The 23,692-nt window shown below is 57.0% G+C and carries 25 protein-coding genes; 15 read left to right on the forward strand and 10 right to left on the reverse strand.

Annotated elements, in window-relative coordinates:
- The first annotated feature begins 3 nt into the window (after positions 1-3).
- From urtD to ureG, 15 genes are all read left to right on the forward strand, one after another.
- Positions 4-765, forward strand: coding sequence for an urea ABC transporter ATP-binding protein UrtD (gene urtD, locus ATO67_RS03695; protein ID WP_067644550.1), 762 nt, complete (start codon positions 4-6; stop codon positions 763-765).
- 214 nt (positions 766-979) lie between these two features.
- Complete coding sequence (urtE, locus tag ATO67_RS03705) at positions 980-1,675, forward strand: urea ABC transporter ATP-binding subunit UrtE (protein WP_067644555.1); 696 nt, start codon at positions 980-982, stop codon at positions 1,673-1,675.
- Between the two features lie 246 nt (positions 1,676-1,921).
- Positions 1,922-3,139, forward strand: a complete 1,218-nt coding sequence (locus tag ATO67_RS03710) for a CE1 family esterase (protein WP_425352179.1) — start codon at positions 1,922-1,924, stop codon at positions 3,137-3,139.
- Positions 3,070-3,897 carry an urease accessory protein UreD gene (locus ATO67_RS03715; RefSeq protein ID WP_067644559.1) on the forward strand — a complete coding sequence of 276 codons (828 nt, stop codon included), beginning with the start codon at positions 3,070-3,072 and terminating at the stop codon, positions 3,895-3,897. Before ATO67_RS03710 ends, ATO67_RS03715 begins: the two co-directional genes overlap by 70 nt.
- 76 nt (positions 3,898-3,973) lie before the next feature.
- On the forward strand, positions 3,974-4,276 hold the full coding sequence (locus tag ATO67_RS03720; RefSeq protein ID WP_067644561.1) for an urease subunit gamma: 303 nt from the start codon (positions 3,974-3,976) through the stop codon (positions 4,274-4,276).
- An 11-nt stretch (positions 4,277-4,287) separates the two neighbouring features.
- Complete coding sequence (locus tag ATO67_RS22270) at positions 4,288-4,545, forward strand: DUF1272 domain-containing protein (protein ID WP_082760146.1); 258 nt, start codon at positions 4,288-4,290, stop codon at positions 4,543-4,545.
- 17 nt (positions 4,546-4,562) lie between these two features.
- On the forward strand, positions 4,563-4,868 hold the full coding sequence (locus ATO67_RS03725) for an urease subunit beta (RefSeq protein WP_067644563.1): 306 nt from the start codon (positions 4,563-4,565) through the stop codon (positions 4,866-4,868).
- Positions 4,869-4,870: 2 nt separating this feature from the next.
- Positions 4,871-5,227 carry a GFA family protein gene (locus tag ATO67_RS03730; protein ID WP_067644565.1) on the forward strand — a complete coding sequence of 119 codons (357 nt, stop codon included), beginning with the start codon at positions 4,871-4,873 and terminating at the stop codon, positions 5,225-5,227.
- Positions 5,224-5,661 (forward strand): lysozyme inhibitor LprI family protein, encoded by a 438-nt coding sequence (locus ATO67_RS03735; RefSeq protein WP_067644566.1) that lies wholly within the window; start codon positions 5,224-5,226, stop codon positions 5,659-5,661. The genes ATO67_RS03730 and ATO67_RS03735 overlap by 4 nt, the downstream gene beginning before the upstream one ends.
- Before the next feature lie 103 nt (positions 5,662-5,764).
- Positions 5,765-7,474, forward strand: coding sequence for an urease subunit alpha (ureC, locus tag ATO67_RS03740; protein ID WP_067644569.1), 1,710 nt, complete (start codon positions 5,765-5,767; stop codon positions 7,472-7,474).
- A 161-nt stretch (positions 7,475-7,635) separates the two neighbouring features.
- On the forward strand, positions 7,636-8,172 hold the full coding sequence (locus ATO67_RS03745) for a peroxiredoxin (RefSeq protein WP_067644572.1): 537 nt from the start codon (positions 7,636-7,638) through the stop codon (positions 8,170-8,172).
- A 412-nt stretch (positions 8,173-8,584) separates the two neighbouring features.
- The gene (locus tag ATO67_RS03750; RefSeq protein ID WP_157940993.1) at positions 8,585-9,376 is read left to right on the forward strand and encodes a GGDEF domain-containing protein; all 792 of its coding nucleotides are present in this window, start codon (positions 8,585-8,587) and stop codon (positions 9,374-9,376) included.
- 115 nt (positions 9,377-9,491) lie between these two features.
- Entirely contained in the window at positions 9,492-9,971 is a 480-nt protein-coding gene (gene ureE, locus ATO67_RS03755) for an urease accessory protein UreE (RefSeq protein ID WP_067644576.1), read from the forward strand.
- A 3-nt stretch (positions 9,972-9,974) separates the two neighbouring features.
- Entirely contained in the window at positions 9,975-10,646 is a 672-nt protein-coding gene (locus ATO67_RS03760; protein ID WP_067644578.1) for an urease accessory protein UreF, read from the forward strand.
- 46 nt (positions 10,647-10,692) lie between these two features.
- The gene (ureG, locus tag ATO67_RS03765) at positions 10,693-11,304 is read left to right on the forward strand and encodes an urease accessory protein UreG (protein WP_067644581.1); all 612 of its coding nucleotides are present in this window, start codon (positions 10,693-10,695) and stop codon (positions 11,302-11,304) included.
- Positions 11,305-11,327: 23 nt separating this feature from the next.
- Here the strand turns inward: ureG and ATO67_RS03770 are convergent, their stop codons facing one another.
- From ATO67_RS03770 to ATO67_RS03815, 10 genes are all read right to left on the reverse strand, one after another.
- Positions 11,328-11,960 carry a Crp/Fnr family transcriptional regulator gene (locus ATO67_RS03770; RefSeq protein ID WP_067645578.1) on the reverse strand — a complete coding sequence of 211 codons (633 nt, stop codon included), beginning with the start codon at positions 11,958-11,960 and terminating at the stop codon, positions 11,328-11,330.
- 239 nt (positions 11,961-12,199) lie between these two features.
- Positions 12,200-15,526 carry an efflux RND transporter permease subunit gene (locus tag ATO67_RS03775; RefSeq protein WP_067644583.1) on the reverse strand — a complete coding sequence of 1,109 codons (3,327 nt, stop codon included), beginning with the start codon at positions 15,524-15,526 and terminating at the stop codon, positions 12,200-12,202.
- Between the two features lie 13 nt (positions 15,527-15,539).
- Positions 15,540-16,682 (reverse strand): efflux RND transporter periplasmic adaptor subunit, encoded by a 1,143-nt coding sequence (locus ATO67_RS03780; protein ID WP_425352185.1) that lies wholly within the window; start codon positions 16,680-16,682, stop codon positions 15,540-15,542.
- A gap of 373 nt (positions 16,683-17,055) precedes the next feature.
- Entirely contained in the window at positions 17,056-18,048 is a 993-nt protein-coding gene (locus ATO67_RS03785; protein WP_067644588.1) for an ABC transporter substrate-binding protein, read from the reverse strand.
- Positions 18,049-18,070: 22 nt separating this feature from the next.
- The gene (locus ATO67_RS03790) at positions 18,071-18,943 is read right to left on the reverse strand and encodes an ABC transporter permease (RefSeq protein WP_067644591.1); all 873 of its coding nucleotides are present in this window, start codon (positions 18,941-18,943) and stop codon (positions 18,071-18,073) included.
- A complete protein-coding gene (locus tag ATO67_RS03795) occupies positions 18,940-19,815 on the reverse strand; it encodes an ABC transporter permease (protein ID WP_067644595.1) in 876 nt (291 codons plus the stop codon). The genes ATO67_RS03790 and ATO67_RS03795 overlap by 4 nt, the downstream gene beginning before the upstream one ends.
- Positions 19,812-20,252, reverse strand: coding sequence for an endonuclease domain-containing protein (locus ATO67_RS03800; protein ID WP_245303821.1), 441 nt, complete (start codon positions 20,250-20,252; stop codon positions 19,812-19,814). The genes ATO67_RS03795 and ATO67_RS03800 overlap by 4 nt, the downstream gene beginning before the upstream one ends.
- Positions 20,253-20,385: 133 nt before the next feature.
- On the reverse strand, positions 20,386-21,177 hold the full coding sequence (locus ATO67_RS03805) for an ABC transporter ATP-binding protein (RefSeq protein WP_067644601.1): 792 nt from the start codon (positions 21,175-21,177) through the stop codon (positions 20,386-20,388).
- Positions 21,178-21,182: 5 nt separating this feature from the next.
- Positions 21,183-22,637 (reverse strand): dihydropyrimidinase, encoded by a 1,455-nt coding sequence (gene hydA, locus ATO67_RS03810; protein WP_067644604.1) that lies wholly within the window; start codon positions 22,635-22,637, stop codon positions 21,183-21,185.
- Positions 22,634-23,692: Zn-dependent hydrolase (locus tag ATO67_RS03815; RefSeq protein WP_245303824.1), on the reverse strand; the 1,059-nt coding region annotated here is incomplete at its 5' end. The genes hydA and ATO67_RS03815, both read right to left, overlap by 4 nt.

Raw genomic sequence — 23,692 nt, forward strand, 5'->3', positions numbered from 1 at the left:
GATATGAATACGGTCTCTGAAAACAGAACGAAAAGCCTGCTCTATCTGGATGGCGTGTCGGTCTCCTTCGATGGATTCAAGGCACTGAACTCGCTGTCCTTCGTGGTCGAGCCCGGCGAACTGCGGGCTATCATCGGGCCCAATGGGGCGGGCAAGACGACGATGATGGACATCATCACCGGCAAGACGCGCCCCAACAGTGGCACGGTGCTGTTTGAGGACAGCATCGATCTCACCAAAAAGGACGAGGCCGATATCGCCCGGCTCGGCATTGGCCGGAAATTCCAGAAGCCGACTGTGTTCGAGAGCCACACCGTTTGGGATAATCTGGAGCTGGCGCTGAACCGCAAGCGCGGTGTCTTCGCCACGCTGTTCTACACGCTGACGAAAGACGACAAGGCGCGAATCGAAGAAATTCTTGCCACCGTCCGCCTTGGCCACCGTCGCGATTCTCTGGCGGCCAACCTTTCACATGGTCAAAAGCAGTGGCTGGAGATCGGCATGCTTCTGGCGCAGGAGCCGAAGCTGCTGCTGGTGGATGAACCCGTGGCGGGTATGACAGACGCGGAAACGGCAGAGACGGCCGTGCTGCTCAAGGAAATCGCCAAGACCAGATCCGTGGTGGTGGTCGAACACGACATGGGCTTCATTCGCGACCTCGGCGTGAAGGTCACGTGTCTGGCGGAGGGCTCGGTGCTGGCTGAAGGGTCGATCGATTTCGTGTCGAACGACCCGAAGGTCATCGAGAATTATTTGGGGCGATGATGGTGAGGTTCGCGCGCGTGACACGCCCCGCTGCCCTGCCGGGCATCTCCCCCTCAAGGGGGGAGATCGGCTCGGAGTTGACCTCGAATCTCTTTCGAACGTTGCAAATTTGGCAGCGTGCGAGCGGCATTTGGATCTCCCCCCTCGAGGGGGAGATGCCCGGCAGGGCAGAGGGGGGTGAGCCACACCCAAAAACCATAATGGGAGCGACATCATGCTAAGCGTCGACAACATCAATCTTCATTATGGCGCAGCGCAGGCTTTGCGTGGCATTTCGCTGAACGCGGAAATGGGCAAGATCACTTGTGTGCTTGGTCGCAACGGCGTGGGTAAAAGCTCATTGTTGCGCGCCGTCACAGGTCAGCACGCGACAAGTGGTGGAACGATCAGCTTCGGCGGCGAAAGTCTCAATGGTCTTGCGCCCTACCAGCGCGCCAAGCGTGGTGTCGGTTATGTGCCGCAGGGGCGAGAGATTTTTCCGCTTTTGACCGTGCAGGAAAATCTGCAATCGGGCTACGCGCCGCTGCCACGCAAAGAACGTTTTATTCCCGATGATATCTTCAGCCTGTTTCCCGTTTTAGAATCCATGCTCTCGCGTCGAGGTGGAGACCTTTCGGGCGGTCAACAGCAGCAACTTGCCATCGGTCGTGCGCTGGTGACGCGCCCGAAAGTCCTCGTTCTGGACGAACCGACCGAAGGCATTCAACCGTCGATCATCAAGGATATTGGCCGGGCGATCGAATATTTGCGGGATTCCACCGGCATGGCGATCTTGCTGGTCGAGCAGTATCTGGATTTTTGCCGAGAGCTTGCGGACTACGTCTATATCATGGACAGGGGCGAGATCGTTCACCAAGGCCTGGCTGAAACATTGGATACGCCAGAGGCAAGACGGCATCTGACGGTGTAAAATATGGCGCCTTTACGATCACGAAGAGATAAAATTCAAACAATATTGTGAATACTCATGCATCTTTGCATGGCATTCATGCGCAGTTTAAGCGTTTCCTTGAGTATAGAGTTGTGTTATTTCCACGCAAAATGCAGCGTACGAGACACAGTGGTTCAACATCCGTATGCCGCGCTCCGTCAAACCCTTACATTCCACGCATTTTCCGGCATAGTGTCGGGAGACTGTGCCAATAAAGGCGTGCTGATGATATCAATGACTGCTTCCAGCCGGTTTGTCCGTGCTGCCCGCCCGCTTCGCGTTTTCGTTGCGAGCTTTGCCATACTCACAGGCATGAGCGCCGCAGCATTAGCCTCAAGCTGCGGTCAGAATATGGAACCGGGCCGTCACGCGTTTTCGCTGACGTCTGAAGGTTCAAAACGCACCGGCGTCTATTTTGTTCCGTCTTCTTATGATGGACAGAAGAAATTGCCCGTCGTCTTTGATTTTCATGGAAGCAACAGCAACCCCAACGGACAGATTGATCGTAGCGGCTGGGACAAACTGGCCGAACGCCAGGGCGTTGTCGTGGTTGCACTTCAAGGCAGTCTTGATGGCGATCTTCCTGGTACCCATGCCTGGAACGTGCCGGGGGTGACCACGCGCAAGGGCGGGCTTGATGAGCCCGGCTTCATTCGCGATGCCATTACGATGGTAAAATCTAAATTCTGCGTCGATGAAGAGCGCTTCTTTGGCTCTGGATATTCCGGCGGCGGACGCATGCTGTCGCAGTTCATCTGCAGTGGTAATCGGGATTTCACAGCAGCCGGCTTCGTTGCTTCGTTGCGCGCAGGCTCTCCCGTTGAAAACTCTGGCAAGTGGGTGCCGGATACTGCGAGTTGCGCACCCGCAAAGCCAATGTCGATCATCGCTTTCGCAGGCTTGAAGGATCCGGCCAACCCCTATCAAGGCGGCGGCAAGGCCTACTGGCAGTATAGCGGCGAAACGGCCTTGAAGCGCTGGGCCGAGATGGATGGCTGCAAGGGTGGCGCGAAGAGCAAGGCAACCGACAGTTTCACCTTCAACTCCTACGATGTTTGCAAGAGCGGTGCGCGTATCCACTCATACGTCATCGATGCCTGGGACCACGCATGGCCACGCGCCACGATGAAGACAGAGGTCATCGCCTCTGCCGCAGCCGTCATGCGCAAGCCGACGAGTGATGTCGCCGGCAAGGTGCAGCCAGCCGTTGATCGTAAAATCTCCACAGGTGATACGGCTCGACAGATTGATGCAGCCGAAAGAATGTGGGACTTCTTCCAGAATACGGAAGGGCAGATGGTTGTCGATGCAACGTCAAAGGCAGATTGCTCTGTGAAAGCGGTTTCCGCATCCGCGAATGCATCGGAGACGACGTGCAGCCAGACCAGCAAAGTATTGAGCAACCCCGTCCGCAACGTGCCCGTGGCCGAGGACGCATTGTAACAAAAGCCCTGAACGGGCGCAGCCGTCTGGACCAGTTGTTTCAGGAAGGCTGTGCCAAAATCAGGCTACCCGATACATTCTCCAATGAAATGGAAGCGATCCTCATCAATTCCTCCGGTGGCTTGACCGGCGGTGATGAATTGGAGTGGCAGGCCGTCGCGGGTGCTGGCACATCGCTCGTGGTTACCACGCAGGCCTGTGAAAAAGTCTATAAGGCAGGCGCTGGCACAGCAGCCGTTACTGCCCGCATCACAGTTGGCCCCGGCGCTAAACTGCATTGGCTACCCCAGGAAACCATTCTGTTCGACCGTGCCTCGCTAACCCGCAGGCTGGAAGTCGATATCGATGCTTCCGCCGAGTTCATTGCCGTCGAAGCCATTCTCCTCGGACGTCAGGCCATGGGGGAAGCGATGAAAGAGGGCCTGCTACGCGACCGATGGCGCATTCGCCACGGCGGCAAGCTCATCCATGCCGAAGAGCTTCGTCTTGATGGGAACATCGGCGAACTGACGAAGACGGCCTCTGTTCTCTCCGGTCAGGTGGCGTTCGCTACCCTGTTCTATATCGGTCCTCTCGGGGAGGCGCTCCTTCCAAAAATCCGCGATATACTGGGTTCTTCCGGCGGTGCCAGTGAATGGCAGGGAAAGCTCGTGGTTAGAGTTTCTGCGCCAGATGGCTTCACATTGAGAAAAATGCTGTTTCCGATCATTTCGCTCTTGCGAAATGGCGCGCCAGTGCCGAAAGTCTGGAATCTCTGATGCGCGAATTGAATAAGAGTTCGAGCGTCCTTTATGCGTTATAAAGAACGCATGGCGCTCTAGAAACGGGACGACGATGAACCTCACCCCCCGAGAAAAAGACAAGCTTCTGATTTCCATGGCCGCAATGGTGGCCCGTCGCCGTCTGGAGCGCGGTGTCAAGTTGAATTACCCCGAAGCGATTGCCCTGATTTCCGATTTCGTCGTGGAAGGTGCGCGCGATGGCCGTGCCGTATCGGAGTTGATGGAGGCTGGCGCGCATGTCATCACCCGTGATCAGGTCATGGAGGGCATCGCCGAGATGATCCATGACGTGCAGGTTGAAGCGACGTTTCCCGATGGCACCAAGCTGGTGACTGTCCACGAACCCATTCGCTGAGGAGCGGTACCATGGCGCTAGACCTTCGCCCAAACTGCGAATGCTGTGACAGAGACCTGCCGCCCGATAGCCTCGATGCAATGATGTGCTCGTTTGAATGCACCTATTGCCGTGACTGCGCCACATCCGTGCTGAACGGCACATGCCCCAATTGCAGTGGCGAACTGGTGCGGCGTCCGGTGCGTCCAGCGTCAAAACTGGTCAATAATCCGGCGTCGACAAAACGTGTCTTGAAAGCAGAAGGCTGCGCACCGGTCAAAGCGGCGTGACGATAAAGGAAAAAATCATGATTCCAGGTGAAGTCATTGCGGCAGAGGGTGAGATCGAGCTAAATGCGGGTCAGCCCACCATAACGATCGAAGTTGCCAATACTGGCGACAGGCCGGTTCAGGTCGGCAGCCATTACCACTTTGCGGAAACCAATGCCGCTCTGGATTTCCAGCGTGACAAGGCGCACGGTATGCGCCTGGATATTCCCGCCGGAACCGCAGTTCGGTTTGAGCCCGGCCAGAAGCGCGAAGTGACGTTGGTTCCGCTTTCCGGCAAGCGGGAAGTCTACGGTTTTCGCAAACTCGTCATGGGGAGGCTGTGACAATGGCTACAGAACATTATCATGGAAGCTGCCAGTGCGGTGCGGTGAGCTTTGAAGTCGATGCCGACCTGGACAAGACGGTGACGTGCAATTGTTCTCGCTGCAAACGTCTTGGCTCTGTGCTGACCTTCGCGCCAAAGGATAAATTCACGCTGCTTTCCGGTGAAGATCACCTGAAAGAATATCTCTTCAACAAAAAGCAAATTCACCACCTCTTCTGCGGCGATTGCGGCATCGAAAGCTTTGCTTACGCCACAGCGCCTGACGGCAGTGACGTCGTCGCGGTCAATGCCAATTGTCTCGATGGCGTTGAATCCCGCGCGCTGAAATCGCATGCCTATGACGGTGCGTCCGTATGACCTCTGGTATCAGGACGTTCCGCTTCTCATGTGGCCTTGCGTTGCTTTGCTGGGCGTTGTCGTCTTCCACATTCGTTGATGATGCCCGCGCCCAGGACACGCCGAATTGTGCCGAACCGACGACACAGAGCGATATGAACAGCTGCGCGGCTCTCGATTATGAGAAGGCTGACAAGGATCTGAACAAGGCCTATCAGCAGGTTCGCAAAAAGATGGGCGATTGGGACAAGAGTGCTGATGATGACAGCAAAGGTGCGGTCGAAGCACTCGTTGCTGCCCAGCGCGCCTGGGTAGAGTTTCGTGATGCGAACTGCGAAGCGTCCGGTTTTCAAGCCCGCGGCGGATCGATGGAGCCGATGCTCGTTTCCTCCTGCCTTGCCGATATGAGCACCAAGCGCGCCGAAGAACTACGCGAGCTTTCGGAAGGTTTCTGATGGTGGTGAGTGTCGCCCATCTGTCGATATCAGAAGCCAATGGCCGCCCTGCCGGCATCTTTAGTCTATCGCTTTTCTCCGCTTCCCAAGGAGCCTGATTTCCATGCCTTACAAGATCTCCCGCGCTTCCTATGCCAGCATGTTCGGCCCAACAGTCGGCGACAAGGTTCGTCTGGCCGATACTGAACTCTTCATCGAGATCGAGAAGGATTTCACCATCTACGGTGAAGAGGTTAAGTTTGGCGGCGGCAAGGTCATTCGTGATGGCATGGGGCAAAGTCAGGCAACGCGGGCTGAGGGTGCCGTCGATACCGTCATCACCAACGTGGTGATCATCGATCATAGCGGTGTTTACAAAGCGGATGTGGGCTTGAAGGACGGGCGCATTTTTGCCATCGGCAAAGCGGGCAATCCCGATACGCAGCCGGGCGTGACCATCATCGTCGGCCCATCGACGGAGGCGATTGCCGGTGAGGGCAAAATCCTGACCGCTGGCGGCATGGATGCGCATATTCACTTCATCTGCCCGCAGCAGATCGAGGAAGCGCTGATGAGCGGCGTCACCACCATGCTGGGCGGCGGCTCCGGCCCCGCGCATGGAACGCTGGCGACCACTTGCACGGGCGCGTGGCATATCGAGCGCATGATCGAAAGTTTCGATGCGTTTCCAATGAACCTTGCTCTTGCTGGCAAGGGCAACGCCTCGCTACCGGCACCGCTTGAAGAGATGATTCTCGCAGGTGCCTCGTCGCTGAAACTGCACGAGGATTGGGGCACGACGCCCGCTGCCATCGACAACTGCCTGACTGTTGCGGATCAATTCGATGTGCAGGTGATGATCCACACTGATACGCTGAATGAAAGTGGCTTCGTGGAAGACACAGTCGCGGCCATCAACGGACGCACCATTCACGCCTTCCATACAGAAGGGGCGGGCGGCGGGCATGCGCCTGACATCATCAAGATATGCGGCAATCCCAACGTTATTCCGTCTTCCACAAACCCGACTCGCCCCTACACCATCAATACGCTGGCAGAACATCTGGACATGCTGATGGTGTGCCATCACCTCTCGCCATCCATTCCTGAAGACATTGCCTTTGCGGAGAGCCGCATTCGCAAGGAAACCATCGCTGCCGAAGACATTCTTCACGATTTGGGCGCGTTTTCGATCATTTCATCTGACAGTCAAGCCATGGGACGTGTCGGCGAAGTGGCGATCCGCACCTGGCAGACGGCGGACAAAATGAAGCGCCAGCGTGGCCGCCTGAAAGAAGAGACGGGCGAGAACGACAATTTCCGTGTTCGCCGCTACATCGCCAAATACACCATCAATCCCGCTATCGCCCATGGCATCAGCCATGAGATCGGCTCCGTCGAAGTCGGAAAACGCGCCGATCTCGTGCTTTGGAACCCGGCATTTTTCGGTGTGAAGCCGGAAATGGTGCTGTTGGGCGGCTCTATTGCCGCAGCGCCTATGGGCGACCCGAATGCGTCGATCCCCACCCCGCAGCCGATGCATTACCGGCCGATGTTTGCCGCGCATGGCAAGCTGCTGACCAATTCTTCCGTGACTTTCGTCTCCCAGGCGTCGCTGGACGGCGGAATTGTGCAGCGCCTGGGTGTTGCAAAGAAACTGCTGGCGGTGCGCAATGTGCGCGGTGGTATTTCCAAGGCTTCCATGATCCACAACTCCCTGACGCCGCATATCGAAGTCGATCCCGAGACATATGAAGTGCGCGCAGATGGTGAGCTTCTGACGTGCGAACCGGCCACGGTTCTGCCGATGGCGCAGCGATACTTCCTGTTCTAGTGATCATCTGACGCGCAAGCATTTCCTCTTGTGCATGACTGCCCTGCGGTGCCAAGTTTTTGCTGCACTGCAAACATTTTTGCGGTATCGCAACAAGGTCAGTTCTAGAGGTGAATTGTTCCCAAGGCTTTTCACACGACACACTCGCACAGGAGAAAATCATGCTCGGTAAAAAAGTGCCTGCCGTCACCTTTCGCACGCGTGTTCGCGATGAGGCCGTTGGCGGCCCAAACCCTTACCGTTGGCAGGATTTGACATCCGACGATTACTTCAAGGGCAAGAAGGTCGTTCTGTTTTCTCTACCCGGCGCTTTCACGCCAACATGCTCTACTTACCAACTTCCGGATTTCGAAAAGCTGACGCCGGAGTTTCGCGCGTTGGGTATTGATGAAATCTACTGCCTGTCGGTCAATGACGCCTTCGTCATGAACGCATGGGCTAAAGGCCAGAACCTTGAAAACGTCAAGGTCATCCCTGATGGCTCAGGCGAATTCACGCGCAAGATGGGAATGCTGGTCGCCAAGGATAATCTAGGCTTCGGCATGCGCTCCTGGCGTTACGCCGCCATCGTCAACGATGGCGTAGTCGAGCAATGGTTCGAGGAAGAGGGTTATTCGGACAATTGCGAAAGCGATCCCTATGGAGTTTCCTCACCGCAGAATATTCTCGAAAATCTCAAGGCTCGCATAGCGGCCTGAATTTGATGAATGCCGATGTGAAGACCCGGAAGCGATTCCGGGTCTCTATGTTTTTTGATGTTGTTTTAGAGTTCGAAAATATTAACGACTGAGATATTGTTTAATTAAAAAAATATATAATACGGCTGAAACCTCCGCCGCCTGCTGACCCCGCCGTTTGTCATTAGACTAAAGAATGAAATGATCGGCATGTGCCGGGTTTCAAGGGTTTGATGCCCGTGGCACTCTGACGCACCCTTACATCTAGCTTACACGTGCACCGTAAAACTATCCTACAAATATACCTCTGGTAGTTAAAATTTTAGGAATTTCATTTACGACCAACCAATCTCTGATCACTATCGATTATGTCATACAAGGGTGGGGTGTGATGACTGACCGTTTGAGGAAATTTGTTTCATTAGAAATGAGTTTGAGCGACCCTGGCGAAGGTCAGAATCTCCGCACGTTTGCCGCCAAAATGGTGTTCATTTCCATTATCCTATCCGTGCTGGTCAGCTGCGTCGTTATCGCCATTGCGGGTTTTTTCAATGTTTTGCCTTTGCCGCTGCTGGAAGCATTGGTCCACAGCGTCATCATGGCCTGGATCGTCGGCGGTATCGTCACGGGAGTTATGTGCTCGGTCATCGGAAAAGCGATCCGCAAGTTGCACGCATCGCATGCTGAATTCGAACGTCTGAGCAAAACAGATACTTTGTCTGGTCTGGCGAACAGAAGAGCTTTCAACCAGTGCTTCGATGAAGTCGAGAACGACGCGTCGCTGGCTATCTTTGACCTCGACAGGTTCAAAGGCATCAACGATAATCATGGGCACGCCGCGGGTGACATTGTCATCAAAAGAGCCGCCGCCGCCATCGAGGATGTATTCGGTGAATTTCACTGTGTAGCGCGGCTTGGTGGCGAAGAGTTTGCCGTGATCGTTCGTGGCGGGAAGCGCAAGGATCGCCTGATCCTGATCGAACTGGCGCGCATTCGCGTGTCTTGCCTGACGATCAATTTTAATGGAACACAGTTGCAGACCACGGTTTCCGTTGGTGTCGCGGATATCGAGCCATCTCGCTCCAAACACGATACATTTGCCTCCGCTGACAAGGCGCTATATCTGGCCAAGGCGTCTGGACGCAATTGTGTTTGTCACGAAGAAGAATTGCAACTTTCACAGGCAGTTGATCAACTCAAGTCGACATTGCTCGCAGCTTCCTAATCGGCTTCGGGGCCGAACAGGCTGTGTAGGGCGAGGCATTTTATCGTCGGTGACTTGCATTCGATCTCTCGATCATCCAAGTTTCACAGAGACATAAACTCACCCTGGAAATATTATGCTGCGCGTACAATCCTATCTTCCCGCCGGCACGCCTGCGGACGAACCGACCGGCTACGTTACCCTTGCCCATGACCAGCGACACCTGCGCCGCAAGCTGCTGCATCTTCAGAATGACGAGATGGTCATGCTCGACCTGAAAGAGCCGGTGCTGTTTGCGCATGGCGATTTGCTGGTCATCGAAAATGGAGATCTGATCGAGGTTCGCGCAGCCGACGAGAAGCTTTTCGAAGTGACGGCAAAAAACACACTCCACCTCATCGAACTCGCTTGGCATCTCGGCAACCGCCATCTGTCGGCTCAGATTGAAGAAGGCCGCATTCTGATCCTTCGCGACCATGTGATCCGTTCGATGCTGGAAGGTCTTGGTGCCACTGTGCGTGAGGTGGAAGAGCCGTTCCAGCCTGCGAGCGGCGCCTATCATGCCCACGGTGGGCATTCGCATGGTCACGATCACAGCCACCACAGCCATGATTGATCGATGACAGCCAAGCGTAGCGTCGATGCGTTATTGCGCCTGCTGGCGTGGATGTCGCCCGCTTTTCCCGTTGGCGCATTCTCCTATTCCGGTGGATTGGAAAGCGCGGTCAACGACAGGCGTCTTGCGAACGCCCATGATCTTCGCGATTGGATTGGCCTGCTTTTGCATCGTGGAACGCTTTGGAACGACGCTGTTCTCCTGGCGCAAGCCTGGCGGTGCCATGACGATGCTGGGGACTTGGCCAAATTGGCAGCGCTTGCGCAGGCGTTGGCTGGTTCTGCGGAGCGCTACCGTGAAACGGTTTTGCTGGGCGAGGCCTTCATGGACGCCGCCACCGCTTGGCCGCATGATGTCTTCAGCCGCCTTCCGAAGGGAGCGCCCTATCCTGTCGCGGTGGGTGCCATAGCTGCGGCTCATGGCGTCGGCCTTGAGGACACGCTGGCGGCATACCTTCATTCCGGCGTGTCACAGTTCGTGTCTGCCGGTATTCGGCTGGGTGTTGCAGGCCAGAAAGACGGTGTGGCCATTCTCGCGCAATTGGAAGCAGATATCGCGTCTGTTGCAGACCGTACGACTGCGTCGACATTGGATGACTTGGGCTCCGCGACAATTCTTGCAGACACGGCATCGATGCGCCACGAGATACAGCACACACGTCTATTCCGCTCATAAGCCTCGAAACTCTATGAAAATAAGAATCATCTTGAAGGGAAATGGAATGAAATCGGGAAATGGTCCGCTCAGGGTCGGTATCGGTGGACCTGTCGGCTCCGGCAAAACGGCTCTGACGGAAAAATTGTGCAAGGCCATGAGTACCGATTATTCGGTTGCCGTTGTCACCAACGATATTTACACCAAGGAAGACGCCGAAGCACTGGTGCGTATGCAGGCGCTGCCGTCCGAGCGGATCGTAGGTGTAGAAACCGGCGGCTGTCCGCATACGGCCATCCGGGAGGACGCGACCATCAATCTTCAGGCCATTGCCGGCCTCAATGAACGCTTTCCCGATTTGGACGTCATTTTCATCGAATCCGGTGGCGATAATCTGGCCGCGACGTTTTCGCCTGATCTTGCAGATATCACGATCTATGTCATCTCGGTCTGTCAGGGTGAGGAAATCCCGCGCAAGGGTGGGCCTGGCATCACGCGCTCCGACCTGCTGGTCATTAACAAGAAGGATCTCGCGCCTTACGTTGGAGCCGATCTTGACGTCATGGACAATGATGCGACCCGTATGCGCCAGCAGATGCCATTCGTCTTTACCGATATGAAGCGTGGCGAGGGCGTGGGCACCATCGTTGACTTCCTCAAGCAGCACGGCGGTTTGTAACGTTCGATCGCTGCCGAGGCGGACTAAATCCGTTTCAGCGCCACGATATCCTTGATCTGAACGATACGTCCCCGCACGATGACGCCGGCGTCGCGAAGGCTGGAAAATGCGCGCGATAGCGCTTCCGGTGCAAGGCCGAGCTTGCCTGCGAGAACACTTTTTTGAAACGGCAAGCGCAGCGAATATGAGGTTGCGCCGCCGGGGCACTGCGCGATGAGATAGTTTGCCACACGTTGCGGCGCTGTCTGAAGGCGGTCGTTGGCCATGCTGTCCATGGTCGAGAGCAGGCTTCGGGAAAGGCTTTTCAGAATGGCCTTTGCCACCTGCGGCTCTTTCTCGATCATGGTTCTCAGATGGCTCAGCTCGAAACGCGCGAGCGTGCAGCTTTCTGCCGCCTGCGCATTGTAATGATAGTGGTCGGCACCAAAAATCAGGCATTCATTGAACGTATCGCCGGGGCCACATATTCTCACATCAGCTTCGCGTCCATCCTTGCTCAGACGGTAAAGACGGATGTAGCCGTTCAAAACACAAAATAGATGTTCTGCAACATCACCCTCGCGAAACAGAATGCTACGGTACGGCAGGGTAAGCACGCTTGATACGTCCATCAGCGTTGCTGTCGTGACGCCGTCAATTGCAGCAATGAGAGGCATGTGCAGAAAAGTACCATTTTTTTCTACATTTCGGATGATCGTGCTCACGCCTGTTTCGCTCCCCAACAATGGCCTGGCTGAGACGTGCCTGATGACCCGTTTGACGCTGATGGTGGAGACGATAGCAGTTGGGGTCTACGCTAAATTGATTTCGATCAACTCGTGCGATTTTTCAGAGGTGGAGCAAATAAAAAACGCCGAGCAGTGCCCGGCGTCTTGTGGTTTTTCGAACTATCGCTTCACTCTGCCGCAAGTGGGGGGAGGCGCAGGACATTGTTGGAATTGCCGTTGTTTTTCTGGCCCGTTCCGTTTTTCTGCTCGATGCTTGCCAGACGCTCTTCGAGGCCCGACAAGGTGTCTTGATTGGTCCTTGCCGCTTCAGACAGTTTCTCGTTGGACAGAACCGGATGCTCTTCTTCTTTCTTGCCTATGAAGCGACCGAAGAGATGGGCAAGCAACCGCGACAGATCATCCATGATGAGGAAGAAGGCCGGGACGACGACAAGTGACAGAACCGTCGAGACGATGATGCCGCCGATGACCGCGATGGCCATAGGCGAGCGGAACGAACCGCCTTCACCGACGCCGAGGGCAGACGGCAGCATGCCTGCCGACATGGCAATCGAGGTCATGATGATCGGGCGGGCGCGCTTGCGGCCAGCTTCTACCATGGCATGGACCCGTTCCATACCGTGACGGCGCATTTCGATGGCGAAATCCACCAGAAGAATGGCGTTTTTGGTGACGATACCCATCAGCATCAGGATGCCGATGAGGACGGGCATGGACAGGGCGTTGTTAGTAATGATTAGCGCAACCGCCACGCCGCCAATCGCCAGCGGCAGCGAGAACAGAATGGTGAAGGGTTGGATCACATCCTTGAACAACAGGATGAGAACGACCAGCACCAGCAGCAGACCGAGCAGCATGGCATTGGTAAAGCCACGCTGCATTTCACCCTGCACCTTGGCGTCTCCGCTTTCGGCCAGACGCACGGTGGCGGGCAATTGCGTTTCCGCCACGATGCGCCTGAACTCGGCCGATGACGTGTCCAGCGCCGTGCCGAAGGGAACATCTGAGCCTATGGACACCACGCGGTTACGGTCGTTACGCTTGATGGAGCTTGGACCTTCCGAATAGTCGATGTCGGCCACGCTGTAGAGCGGAACGGTGGCACCCGTCGCAGTCTTGATCTTTAGCGCGCGGATGGCTGCGAGATCACGACGGACATCGAGCGATGCCTGAACGCGGATGGGGATCTGTCGGTCATCGAGCGAAATCTTCGTCAATTGCGCGTCGATATCACCGATGGTGGCCACACGTACAGTCTGCGATATTTGCTGTGGCGTGATGCCGAGGCGCGCGATCTCGTCCTTGCGCGGGCGTATCTGCAGTTCGGGACGCGGAAGCGCGCCTTCCGAACTGACATTGACGAGGATGGGCGAAGCGCGAAGACTCGTTTCGAGAATGCCAACCGCTTTCTGCAAATCCTCTTCGCTTGACGACAGGAAATTGAAGCTGAGTTCGCGTTCGGCGCGGTCATTCAGCTTGATGATGCGCACGTCGGGAATGGTGTTTACACTGGCGAAAATGTCCCGCTCCACATCCCATTGCGGACGTGTTCTGCCGTTGTCGTCGACTTTCGGAAGATACTGGCCGATCAGCGGTATCGAGCCCAATCCATCATTGACCAGCGTTTTCACCAGCGAGTGGTCGATGTGTTGAAGAATGACGCGCACCGTTGCGCGCCGCAGCTCCAGATCGCCCTTCGGCGAGGCGCCGCCCAGAATGAAGACGCTCTCGACGCCGCTGATGCCTTTTACTGCCTGATAGATTTTCGACGTCGTCGTATCGGTTTCTTCCAGCGTTGCATTGGGAGGAAGCTCGATGGAAAGCACGACGCGCGATGCATCATCCGGCGGCAGGAAGCTGCCGGGAACACCGCTCAGGAGAATGATCGAACCGACGAGGAAGCCGATGGCGCCGAGCAGTGTGAGGTAACGCGCCCACCATCTGCTGGTGGTTGCCGTCACCATCCGCGTATAGGATTTCATCAGCCAGCCATCATTATCGTGGTGGTCATCTACGGCATCATCGGACCGCATGAGGTAAGCGGCCATCAACGGCGTGATGAGGCGCGCGACCATCAGCGAGAAGAACACCGAGAATGCCACGGTGAGGCCGAACTGGATGAAGTATTGGCCGGGTACGCCCGGCATGAAGGAAACCGGCACGAAGACGGCGATGATGGTGAAGCTGGTAGCAATCACCGCAAGGCCAATTTCATCGGCGGCTTCCAGCGAGGCGCGATAGGGCGATTTGCCCATCTTTATGTGGCGGGAGATGTTCTCCACCTCCACGATGGCATCGTCGACCAGAATACCGGTCGCCAGCGTCAGAGCCAGGAAGCTGACGAGATTGAGCGAAAAGCCCAGCACATCCATGACCCAGAAGGTTGGGATGGCTGACAAGGGGAGCGCCACGGCAGCAATCAGGGTCGCGCGCCAGTTTCGCAGGAACAGCAGCACCACAATGACCGCGAGAATGGAGCCTTCCACCAGAGTGTGAAGGGCTGCCTCATAGTTGCCATATGTGAAGTAGACGGCGTCATCGACCATTTCGATGGAGACGTTGGGGTGCTCTGCGCGCACCTTATCCAGATTTTGCGCGACGGTTTCCGCAACGGAGACTTCGCTCGCGCCCTTGGAGCGGAAGACGGCGAAGGTGACGCCCGGATTGCCGTTGAAGCGCGAGAAGGATTTCGGCTCTTCGTAGGTGTCGGTAACTTTTCCGAGTTCCGACAGCTTGACGAAGCGACCGTTGGACAGTGAAATGGTGGTGTTGGAAAGCTGCGCCACATCACGGGTATCGCCCAAGGTGCGGATCGTCTGCTCGTTACCTGCCACCTGTCCGCGACCGGAGCCGAGATCGATGTTGGTGCCGCGCAGTTGAGCGTTCACATCTGATGCGGTGATGCCGTACGCATCAAGCTTGGCTGGGTTGAGAGACACGCGTACTTCACGGTCGGCACCGCCGTAACGGTCGATCTTGCCGATGCCCGACTGGCCCTGAAGCGCCCGCTTGATTGTGTCATCCACGAACCAGGACAGCTCTTCCAGCGTCATGTTGGGCGAGGAAACGGCAAAAGTCTGGATCGCCTGTCCCTCGACATCGATCTTGCTGACAACAGGTTCTTCAATATCCGCAGGCAACTCGCTGCGGATTTTATCGATGGCGTCCTTGGTGTCCTGAACGGCTTCTTCCGTTGGTTTTTCGATACGGAACAGAACCGTGGTCAGCGACTGACCGTCGGTGACCGTTGACTGTATCTCATCGATGCCGCTGATGGAGGCAACCGCGTCTTCGACTTCCTTGGTGACCTGCGCTTCAAGCTCGGAAGGCGAAGCGCCGCTTTGCGTGACGGTGATCGCCACCACGGGAACGTCGATATTGGGAAAGCGTGTAATCGGCAGATCGTAGAAGGCTTTGACGCCCAAAAACAGCAGCAAGGCGAAGCAAAGCAGCGGCGCAATCGGATTGCGGATGGACCATGCGGAAAAGTTCATGGTGTTCTCTCAGTCAGTTCGAGGCTGCGGCGTCAGCCGGGACCGGGTTGATCTTGTCACCATCGCGCACGAATGCGCCTGCTTTTTCGACGACCACGTCGCCCGCTGAAATCCCGTTTTTGATTTCCACGAAGCCACCGTCCTGAATACCGATTTCGACAGCCACCTGTTTGACCACGCCATTTTCAACACGTCTGGTGGTCGATCCATCGCGGCCGGATGTCACTGCGGAGAGGGGGAGTGCCAAAGCATTGGCGGAGGCGATCACCACTTCGGCGCTGCCATACATGCCAGCGCGGGCAGGGCTGTCCGTTGGCAACAGGATATGGACGGAGCCGAGGCGCGTGGTGGCATCGACCGTGGGCGACACGAGCCGCACTTTGCCTTCGATCTTGTTGCGACCACCCGCCACCGTGATGATGGCTCTTTGCCCGACCTGAACTTTCTGGATATCGGTTTCCGAGAGATCGGCAACGAGTTCGATCGCGTTGTCTTTGATAACGGTAAAGAGCGGATTTCCGCTGCCGCTGGCAATGGCACCGACACGGGCATTCTTTGCCGATACGATTCCCGCAACCGGTGTCTTGACGCTTGTGCGCGACAGTTTGAGGTCGATGTCTTCTATCTGGGCATCCACGACCTTGATGTCGGCTTCACCGACGGTCACATTCTGTCTGGAGGCCTGAAGGCGGGCTTGTGCCACATCGGCAGCGGCAGCGGTCTGTTCGACCTGAGAGACCGAACCAGAGCCGGATTTACCGAGGCGATCCGCCCGGTCACGTTGGCGAACGGCGTCGTCGTAATTGGCCTGCGCCTCGATGACCTGCGCCTTGCTTTGGGCGACTGTGGCTTCGGCCTTTGCCCTGTTGGCTTGCAGCTGGCTTTTTTGTAGAATGAGGCTGTCTTTCGACAGTTCGGCAAGTGAGGCACCGGCCTCGACCTTGTCGCCTATATCGACATTCAATTTTTCGACCGACAGGCCGTCCACCAGCGGCTGCACGTAAATCTCATCAACCGGTTTGAGGGTTCCTGTTGCCACGACACGGTCCACGAGGTCGCGCTTGATTGCTTCGCTGACGACGATGGAGGGCAGGTTCTTGCGGTCGCCGCCACCCTGCGCGTTCGCCAGGCCAGGCACAAAGAGAGCCGAGACCATCAAAACCGAGAGCCGGGTTGCGAGTGTATTGCGATGCATGTGCCTGTCCGTTCCAAGGTCGGATCGCACGTCCTTCATGCACACTTTGTGTCTATGACGGTCATGCAACGATGAATGCAAGAAAGTAGGGTGACATCTCTTGCACTCACCTCGCAGATGTCTGCGTCCTCCACAAAACCCGCCCCTCTCAAGGGGCCAAGTCTACTGCGAGGCAAATATCCGAGCATGTCGTTGCGGAATGTAGTTCGTCACAGCGGTTAATTCAATCCGTCTCACTAATGGAACGAATGTGCCGCGTTGAATATCGCTGAACAGGCTGGCGAATGACGGTGGTCCGAGGCGCGACACTTTGCGCGCCTTGGTTGGTAGCAGCCTATTTCAGAGCGGCATCCGTGATTTCGGTGGTGAACGCGCCCGTCGGTTCCTTGGTGATGACGGGGTCGGAACCGCCGCCCAGCAAGGTTTTGACCGTGCGGTCGTAATCCGCCTTATCAAGCGCGCCGGTGGAGCCTGCCGTCAACTTGGCAACCTCAGTCATCATGCCCTTCTGGTGTGCTTCGGTCTGGGCGCCGGAGGCATCGTTTTCCAGAATGATATCGGCGGCATCATTGGGGTTTTCTTCCGCCCACTTCCAGCCCTTCATGGAGGCGCGCACGAATTTCACCATGTTCTCCTTGAGCTTGGCATCCTTCAGCTTGTCTTCCAGTACGTAAAGGCCATCTTCCAGCGTGGCCACGCCCTCGTCTTCGTATTTGAATGTGACGAGGTCGCTTGCCTTCACGCCCGCTTCCAGCACCTGCAGATATTCATTGTAGGTCATGGTGGAAATGCAGGCGGCCTGCTTCTGCAACAGTGGATCGACGTTGAAACCTTGTTTCAGAACGGTCACGCCATCGGCACCGCCGGTGGTTGGGATTTTCAGATGCGCCATCCATGACAGGAAGGGGTATTCGTTGCCGAAGAACCAGACGCCGAGCGTCTTGCCCTTGAAATCCGCAGGCTTGGTGATGCCGCTTTCCTTGAGGCAGGTCAGCATCATGCCGGATTTCTTGAAGGGCTGGGCGATATTGACAAGTGGCACGCCCTTTTCACGGGTGGCCAGTGCAGAAGGCAGCCAGTCGACCACCACGTCAGCGCCGCCACCGGCCAGAACCTGGGCAGGCGCAATATCCGGGCCGCCCGGCTTGATCTCGACATCGAGCCCTTCTGCTTCATAAAATCCTTTGTCCTTGGCGACATAATAACCGGCGAACTGGGCTTGCGTGACCCATTTCAGCTGAAGTGTGACCTTTTCGGCGGCCTGTGCGCCGAACGCCGTCATCAGCGTTGCTCCGGCCAGAAGCATGGATGCAAGTCTGTTTTTCATCGCTGTTCCCTTTTTTCGTTGTTTACGTGCGTCCACTGCGGACGGACGGATGCCAGAAGGTGACGGCGCGCTCTGCCAGCGCCACCAACCCGTAAAAGCCGGAACCCGCGATTGCCGCAACGGCAATCTCGGCCCAAACCATATCCACATTGCTCCGGCCCATTTCGGCGGAGATGCGAAATCCCATGCCCACGATGGGCGTGCCGAAGAACTCGGCCACGATGGCACCGATCAGCGCCAACGTGGAATTGATCTTCAGGGCGTTGAAGATGAAAGGCCATGCCGCGGGCAGGCGCAGCTTGACCAGCGTCTGCCACCAGCTCGCAGCATAGGTGTGCATCAGGTCTCGTTCCATGTGGCTGGAGGCCGACAGCCCCTGCACCGTGTTTACCAGCATGGGAAAGAACGTCATGATGACGACAACGGCGACCTTGGACTGCCAGTCGAAGCCGAACCACATGACCATGATGGGCGCAATGCCGACCACCGGCAAGGCCGAGACGAAGTTGCCAATTGGTAGCAGTCCGCGTTGCAGGAAGGGCGAGCGGTCGATGATGATGGCCATGGCAAAGCCCAAGCCGCAGCCCAGAACATATCCCGTCAGCACCGCTTTCAGAAACGTCTGCCGGAAATCCGCCCAGAGGATGGGAATGGAATTGATCAGGCGCAGGAAGATCGCGCTGGGCGCTGGCAGCAAGATAGAGGGAATGGCAAAGCCGTGCACCATGCCTTCCCACAATACGATGATGGCAGCGCCGAAGATGAGTGGTATCGCAATGCTGCTGGCGCGTTTTGCGGCCGGTGTTTGGAAACGCTGGCGCACCAGCCATTCGTTCAACGCCCAAGCGGCAAGCCAAAAGAAGATCGCGGCGATGACCCAACTGGGATTGCTCATGGCCGCTCTCCCATTCTTTTAAGCACGGCCGTATGCGCGATGCCGACAACCGATACGAGAATGGCAGCGACGGCTGCTGCCATGAACAGAGCGGCCCAGATTTGTACCGTCTGGCCATAATAGGAGCCGGACAGCAACCGCGCACCGAGACCCGCGACGGCGCCGGTTGGCAGTTCTCCAACGATGGCGCCGACCAGCGAGATGGCGACGGCGATTTTCAGCGAGGTGAAGAGGTAGGGCAGGGCAGACGGCCACCGCAACTTCCAGAAGATTTGCGACGGCGCCGCATGATAGGTGTGCATCAGATCCAGCTGAATGCTCTCAGGGCTGCGGAGCCCCTTCACCATGCCGACCACGATGGGGAAGAAGCTGAGGTAGGTCGAAATCAGCGCTTTCGGCAGCAAGCCGGAAATGCCGATGGAGTTCAACACGACGATAATCATCGGTGCCACTGCGATAATGGGGATCGTCTGGCTGGCAATGATCCACGGCATGACAGAGCGATCCATCGCCCGGTTATGGACAATGGCGACAGCCAACAGGATGCCAAGCACGGTCCCGATGGCAAAACCAAGCAGCGTCGCCGACAGTGTGATGCCCGCGTGATAGACAAGACTGCGCTTGGAAGTAATGGCCTTGTTGACGGTCTTATCCCACAATTCTGCAATGATCTGGTGCGGGGCAGGCAGCACCGGGCGTTCCTGCGCAAAGGTCTGCGGCAGCAGTTCGGCAAAGCTCAACTGCTGTCCTGCCCTAGTGGCCTGATCGCGCGCAAAGGGCATGTTGAGATAGACGACGGCGATGTGCCAGATGATGAGGATGGCGAGAAGGATGGTGAGGACAGGTAGGATGCGGTGCCGGAGGGTGGTCATGGGTGGCCCCGATCCAGACATTTGCAGAGGGCCTGCTCCAGTGAGATCGCAATGTAGTCGGGGTTATCGATGACCTGACTGTTATCGAACCTCAGCACCGTAAAGCCTTGAGATGCGAGAAAAACATCTCTTTTGATGTCGTGTTTCCGACCGTGCGTCGTTTCATGGCTATTGCCATCGACTTCTATGATGAAACGGGCAGACAGCCAGGCGAAGTCCGCAATATAACACCCAATGGGTGTTTCGCGCCGAAACCGTGCGCCTCTGGAGCGGAAATCCCGGAGAATATCCCACATGACCCGTTCGGCTTTCGTCATTTCCCGGCGCAAGGTCTTGGCACGCTGACGCGTTTTGAGTTCGATATTCGAATGCGCCGTGCGTTGCCTCCCCATTACCGGTAGCGTCTTGCGGCGTTCCCCCTCTGGCCTGCCGGCCATCTCCCCCACAAGGGGGGAGAAACCATGCTGCGTCCCCGAGGTTTCATTGGGTCGCGGGGGAAACGACTGGGTTAAGCCCCTCCCCCTTGTGGGGAGGGGTTGGGGAGGGGTTCTTGAGTTCGACGTCAAACGCTCACCCCTCATAACTATGTCCCGCCTTCAATCCTTCGCGGACCCGCTGTGCAATCTCCAGAAATTCTGGCGTTTCCCGAATCTCCAGGGGTCGTTCACGTGGCAAAGTGGACTCTATGATGTCAGTCACCCGGCCGGGGCGGGGAGACATGACAACGATCTTGGTGGAGAGATAAACGGCCTCGGGAATGGAGTGGGTTACGAAGCAGATTGTTTTGCCCGTGGTGCTCCAGAGCTTCAGAAGCTGCTCGTTGAGATGATCGCGGACGATTTCATCCAGAGCGCCGAAGGGCTCATCCATAAGCAAGAGGTCTGCATCAAAAGCGAGCGCGCGGGCGATGGAGGCGCGCTGCTGCATGCCGCCCGAAAGCTGCCAGGGAAACTTCTTGGCAAAGCCACTGAGATTGACCAAATCGAGCGTGCGTTCGATCCGCGCCTGCTGTTCGGCCTTGGTATAGCCCATGATTTCGAGCGGCAGAGCAATGTTCTTTTCGATGGTGCGCCACGGATAAAGGGCTGCGGCTTGAAATACGTAACCGTAGGACCGGTCCTTGCGGGCATTTTCCGGAGTCGTGCCGTTGACAGTGATCTCGCCGGAGGTGTGCTTTTCCAGATCGGCAATGACGCGCAAGAACGTTGTCTTTCCGCAGCCGGACGGGCCGATGAAAGACACGAATTCACCCTTTTTCACCTCGAGATCGACATTGGAAAGCGCGTGAACAGGGCCGTCGTTGGTATCGAAGGTGAGGCCGAGGTTTTTGGCGGAAACGACAGAGAAGGGAGGAGAAGCCATCGTTTTCACACCCCACTTGCCGGTATGCCTGTGCGTTCCACCTTGCGGGGTGCGACCAGTTCTTTCCAGGTGGACAGTGCTTTGCTAACGGCAGGGTATGGGTCGCGGGCCACGAACCGCCCGTGGCCTTCGCGCGTCTTCACTGTGCCTTCCTCGATAGCCACCACACCGCGCGAGACCGTAAAGCGCGGCAGGCCCCTCACCGTCTGGCCTTCGAAGACGTTGTAATCGATGGCCGATTGCTGGTTTTTTGCGGTGATGGTCTTTTCCAACTTTGGGTCCCACACGACGATATCCGCATCGCTGCCGACGAGGATCGCGCCCTTTTTCGGATAAAGATTGAGGATCTTGGCGATGTTGGTGGAGGTCACAGCGACGAATTCATTCATCGTCAGGCGGCCTGTCACCACCCCATGTGTCCAGAGTAGCGGAAGGCGGTCTTCGAGCCCGCCGGTGCCGTTGGGGATTTTGGTGAAATCATCGATGCCGTTTCGCTTCTGCTCAGTGGTGAACGCGCAATGGTCGGTGGCCACGCATTGCAGCGAGCCAGCGGCAAGTCCTGCCCAAAGGCTATCCTGATGCTGCTTGTTGCGGAACGGCGGTGACATGACGCGGCGGGCGGCGTGGACCCAATCGAGGTTGGCATATTCGCTCTCGTCCAGAATGAGATGCTGGATCAGCGGTTCGCCATAGACCCGCATGCCGTTCTGCCGCGCCCGGCGGATGGCCTCATGCGCCTGTTCGCAGGATGTGTGGACGACATAAAGCGGTGCGCCGGCCATATCGGCGATGATAATAGCGCGGTTGGTGGCTTCGCCCTCAACAGAAGCGGGGCGGGAATAGGCATGCGCCTCTGGTCCGTTATTGCCCTCCGCCAGCAATTTCGCCTGCATCTGCGCGACGATATCGCCGTTTTCCGCATGCACCATCGGTAACGCACCAAGTTCTGCGCAACGGGAGAAGGAGGCAAACATCTCGTCGTCATTCACCATCAAGGCGCCCTTATAGGCCATGAAGTGCTTGAAACTGTTGATGCCTTTATCCTGAACAATCGTCTTCATTTCGTTGAAGACCTGCTCGCCCCACCACGTCACGGCCATGTGGAAGGCATAGTCGCTAGTGGCGCGTGTGGCCTTGTTGTCCCAGCGGTTCAGCGCGTCCAGAAGCGATTGGCCGGGTTCAGGCAGGCAGAAATCCACCACCATCGTCGTGCCACCGCTCAAAGCCGCACGCGTTCCGCTCTCGAAATCATCCGCCGAATAGGTGCCCATGAAGGGCATTTCCAGATGCACATGCGGATCAATACCGCCGGGCATGACGTAGCAGCCCGTCGCATCCAGAACCGTGGCGCCGGAAAGGTCCGGCCCGATTTCTATGATCAAGCCGCCATCAATTTTGACATCGGCCTTGTAGGTCAGGTCCGCGGTGACGATGGTGCCGTTCTTGATGATGGTGGTCATTCCATGATCTCCGCAGTTTCCAGAACGGCGTGCAGCAACACATTGCAACCGGCTGCGGCCCATTCGGGGGAGATGTCTTCGGCTTCGTTGTGGGAGAGGCCGTCGACGCAGGGGCAGAAAATCATGGTTGAGGGGGCGACTTGCGCTGTCCAGCATGCATCGTGGCCCGCGCCGGAGATGATGTCCATGTGGCTGTAGCCGAGCTTTTCTGCCGCATCGCGCACGCGCCCGACCAAGACGGGATCAAAGGTCACGGGGTCGAAATGGCCTATGGCCTCGATAGTGCAGCCGACACCGAGTTCCTCTGCGATTTTCGGCACTTCCTGATCGAAGATTGCGCGCATCGCATCCAGCTTTTCCTGCGAGGGCGTGCGCAGGTCGATGGTGAAAACCACTTTGCCGGGCAGCACATTGCGGGAGTTGGGTGAAAAGATCATCTGGCCGACACCGGCAACCGCGCCGGGTTGATGGGCCATGGCGACCTCCTGCACCTTTTCCAGAATGCGGGCGGCGGCGAGACCGGCATTGACGCGCATGGCCATGGGGGTGGAGCCGGTGTGCGCTTCCTTGCCGGTTAGCGTCACCTCCAGCCACCACAGGCCTTGGCAGTGGGTAACGACGCCGATCTGTCTGCCCTGCGCTTCGAGGATGGGCCCCTGTTCGATATGATATTCGAAATAGGCGTGCATCTTGCGTGCACCGACCACCTCCTCGCCAAGCCAGCCGATGCGCTTCAGCTCGTCGCCATAGGTTTTGCCTGCCGTATCCGTGCGGCTGTAGGCGTAGTCCAGATCGTGAATGCCAGCAAACACGCCGGATGCCAGCATGGCGGGTGCAAAGCGCGCGCCTTCCTCGTTTGCCCAATTGGTGACGACAATGGGGTGTCTGGTTTGGATATCGAGGTCGTTGAGGCTCCTGACGACTTCCAACCCGGCCAGCACACCCAACACGCCATCGAATTTACCACCGGTCGGCTGGGTATCGAGATGGCTGCCGATATAGACCGGCAGGGCGTCGGGATCCGTACCGGGGCGGGTAGCAAACATGGTGCCCAT

The organism is Agrobacterium bohemicum, from assembly GCF_001562555.1.
GTDB lineage: Bacteria > Pseudomonadota > Alphaproteobacteria > Rhizobiales > Rhizobiaceae > Agrobacterium > Agrobacterium bohemicum.

What these genes read in the sequence shown, in the direction of transcription:
- urtD (WP_067644550.1), top strand. Translation starts at nt 4, where the DNA reads ATGAATACGGTCTCTGAAAACAGAACGAAAAGCCTGCTCTATCTGGAT.
- urtE (WP_067644555.1), top strand. Translation starts at nt 980, where the DNA reads ATGCTAAGCGTCGACAACATCAATCTTCATTATGGCGCAGCGCAGGCT.
- ATO67_RS03710 (WP_425352179.1), top strand. Translation starts at nt 1,922, where the DNA reads ATGATATCAATGACTGCTTCCAGCCGGTTTGTCCGTGCTGCCCGCCCG.
- ATO67_RS03720 (WP_067644561.1), top strand. Translation starts at nt 3,974, where the DNA reads ATGAACCTCACCCCCCGAGAAAAAGACAAGCTTCTGATTTCCATGGCC.
- ATO67_RS22270 (WP_082760146.1), top strand. Translation starts at nt 4,288, where the DNA reads ATGGCGCTAGACCTTCGCCCAAACTGCGAATGCTGTGACAGAGACCTG.
- ATO67_RS03725 (WP_067644563.1), top strand. Translation starts at nt 4,563, where the DNA reads ATGATTCCAGGTGAAGTCATTGCGGCAGAGGGTGAGATCGAGCTAAAT.
- ATO67_RS03730 (WP_067644565.1), top strand. Translation starts at nt 4,871, where the DNA reads ATGGCTACAGAACATTATCATGGAAGCTGCCAGTGCGGTGCGGTGAGC.
- ATO67_RS03735 (WP_067644566.1), top strand. Translation starts at nt 5,224, where the DNA reads ATGACCTCTGGTATCAGGACGTTCCGCTTCTCATGTGGCCTTGCGTTG.
- ureC (WP_067644569.1), top strand. Translation starts at nt 5,765, where the DNA reads ATGCCTTACAAGATCTCCCGCGCTTCCTATGCCAGCATGTTCGGCCCA.
- ATO67_RS03745 (WP_067644572.1), top strand. Translation starts at nt 7,636, where the DNA reads ATGCTCGGTAAAAAAGTGCCTGCCGTCACCTTTCGCACGCGTGTTCGC.
- ureE (WP_067644576.1), top strand. Translation starts at nt 9,492, where the DNA reads ATGCTGCGCGTACAATCCTATCTTCCCGCCGGCACGCCTGCGGACGAA.
- ATO67_RS03760 (WP_067644578.1), top strand. Translation starts at nt 9,975, where the DNA reads ATGACAGCCAAGCGTAGCGTCGATGCGTTATTGCGCCTGCTGGCGTGG.
- ureG (WP_067644581.1), top strand. Translation starts at nt 10,693, where the DNA reads ATGAAATCGGGAAATGGTCCGCTCAGGGTCGGTATCGGTGGACCTGTC.
- ATO67_RS03770 (WP_067645578.1), bottom strand. Translation starts at nt 11,960, where the DNA reads ATGCCTCTCATTGCTGCAATTGACGGCGTCACGACAGCAACGCTGATG.
- ATO67_RS03775 (WP_067644583.1), bottom strand. Translation starts at nt 15,526, where the DNA reads ATGAACTTTTCCGCATGGTCCATCCGCAATCCGATTGCGCCGCTGCTT.
- ATO67_RS03780 (WP_425352185.1), bottom strand. Translation starts at nt 16,682, where the DNA reads ATGGTCTCGGCTCTCTTTGTGCCTGGCCTGGCGAACGCGCAGGGTGGC.
- ATO67_RS03785 (WP_067644588.1), bottom strand. Translation starts at nt 18,048, where the DNA reads ATGAAAAACAGACTTGCATCCATGCTTCTGGCCGGAGCAACGCTGATG.
- ATO67_RS03790 (WP_067644591.1), bottom strand. Translation starts at nt 18,943, where the DNA reads ATGAGCAATCCCAGTTGGGTCATCGCCGCGATCTTCTTTTGGCTTGCC.
- ATO67_RS03795 (WP_067644595.1), bottom strand. Translation starts at nt 19,815, where the DNA reads ATGACCACCCTCCGGCACCGCATCCTACCTGTCCTCACCATCCTTCTC.
- ATO67_RS03800 (WP_245303821.1), bottom strand. Translation starts at nt 20,252, where the DNA reads ATGGCCGGCAGGCCAGAGGGGGAACGCCGCAAGACGCTACCGGTAATG.
- ATO67_RS03805 (WP_067644601.1), bottom strand. Translation starts at nt 21,177, where the DNA reads ATGGCTTCTCCTCCCTTCTCTGTCGTTTCCGCCAAAAACCTCGGCCTC.
- hydA (WP_067644604.1), bottom strand. Translation starts at nt 22,637, where the DNA reads ATGACCACCATCATCAAGAACGGCACCATCGTCACCGCGGACCTGACC.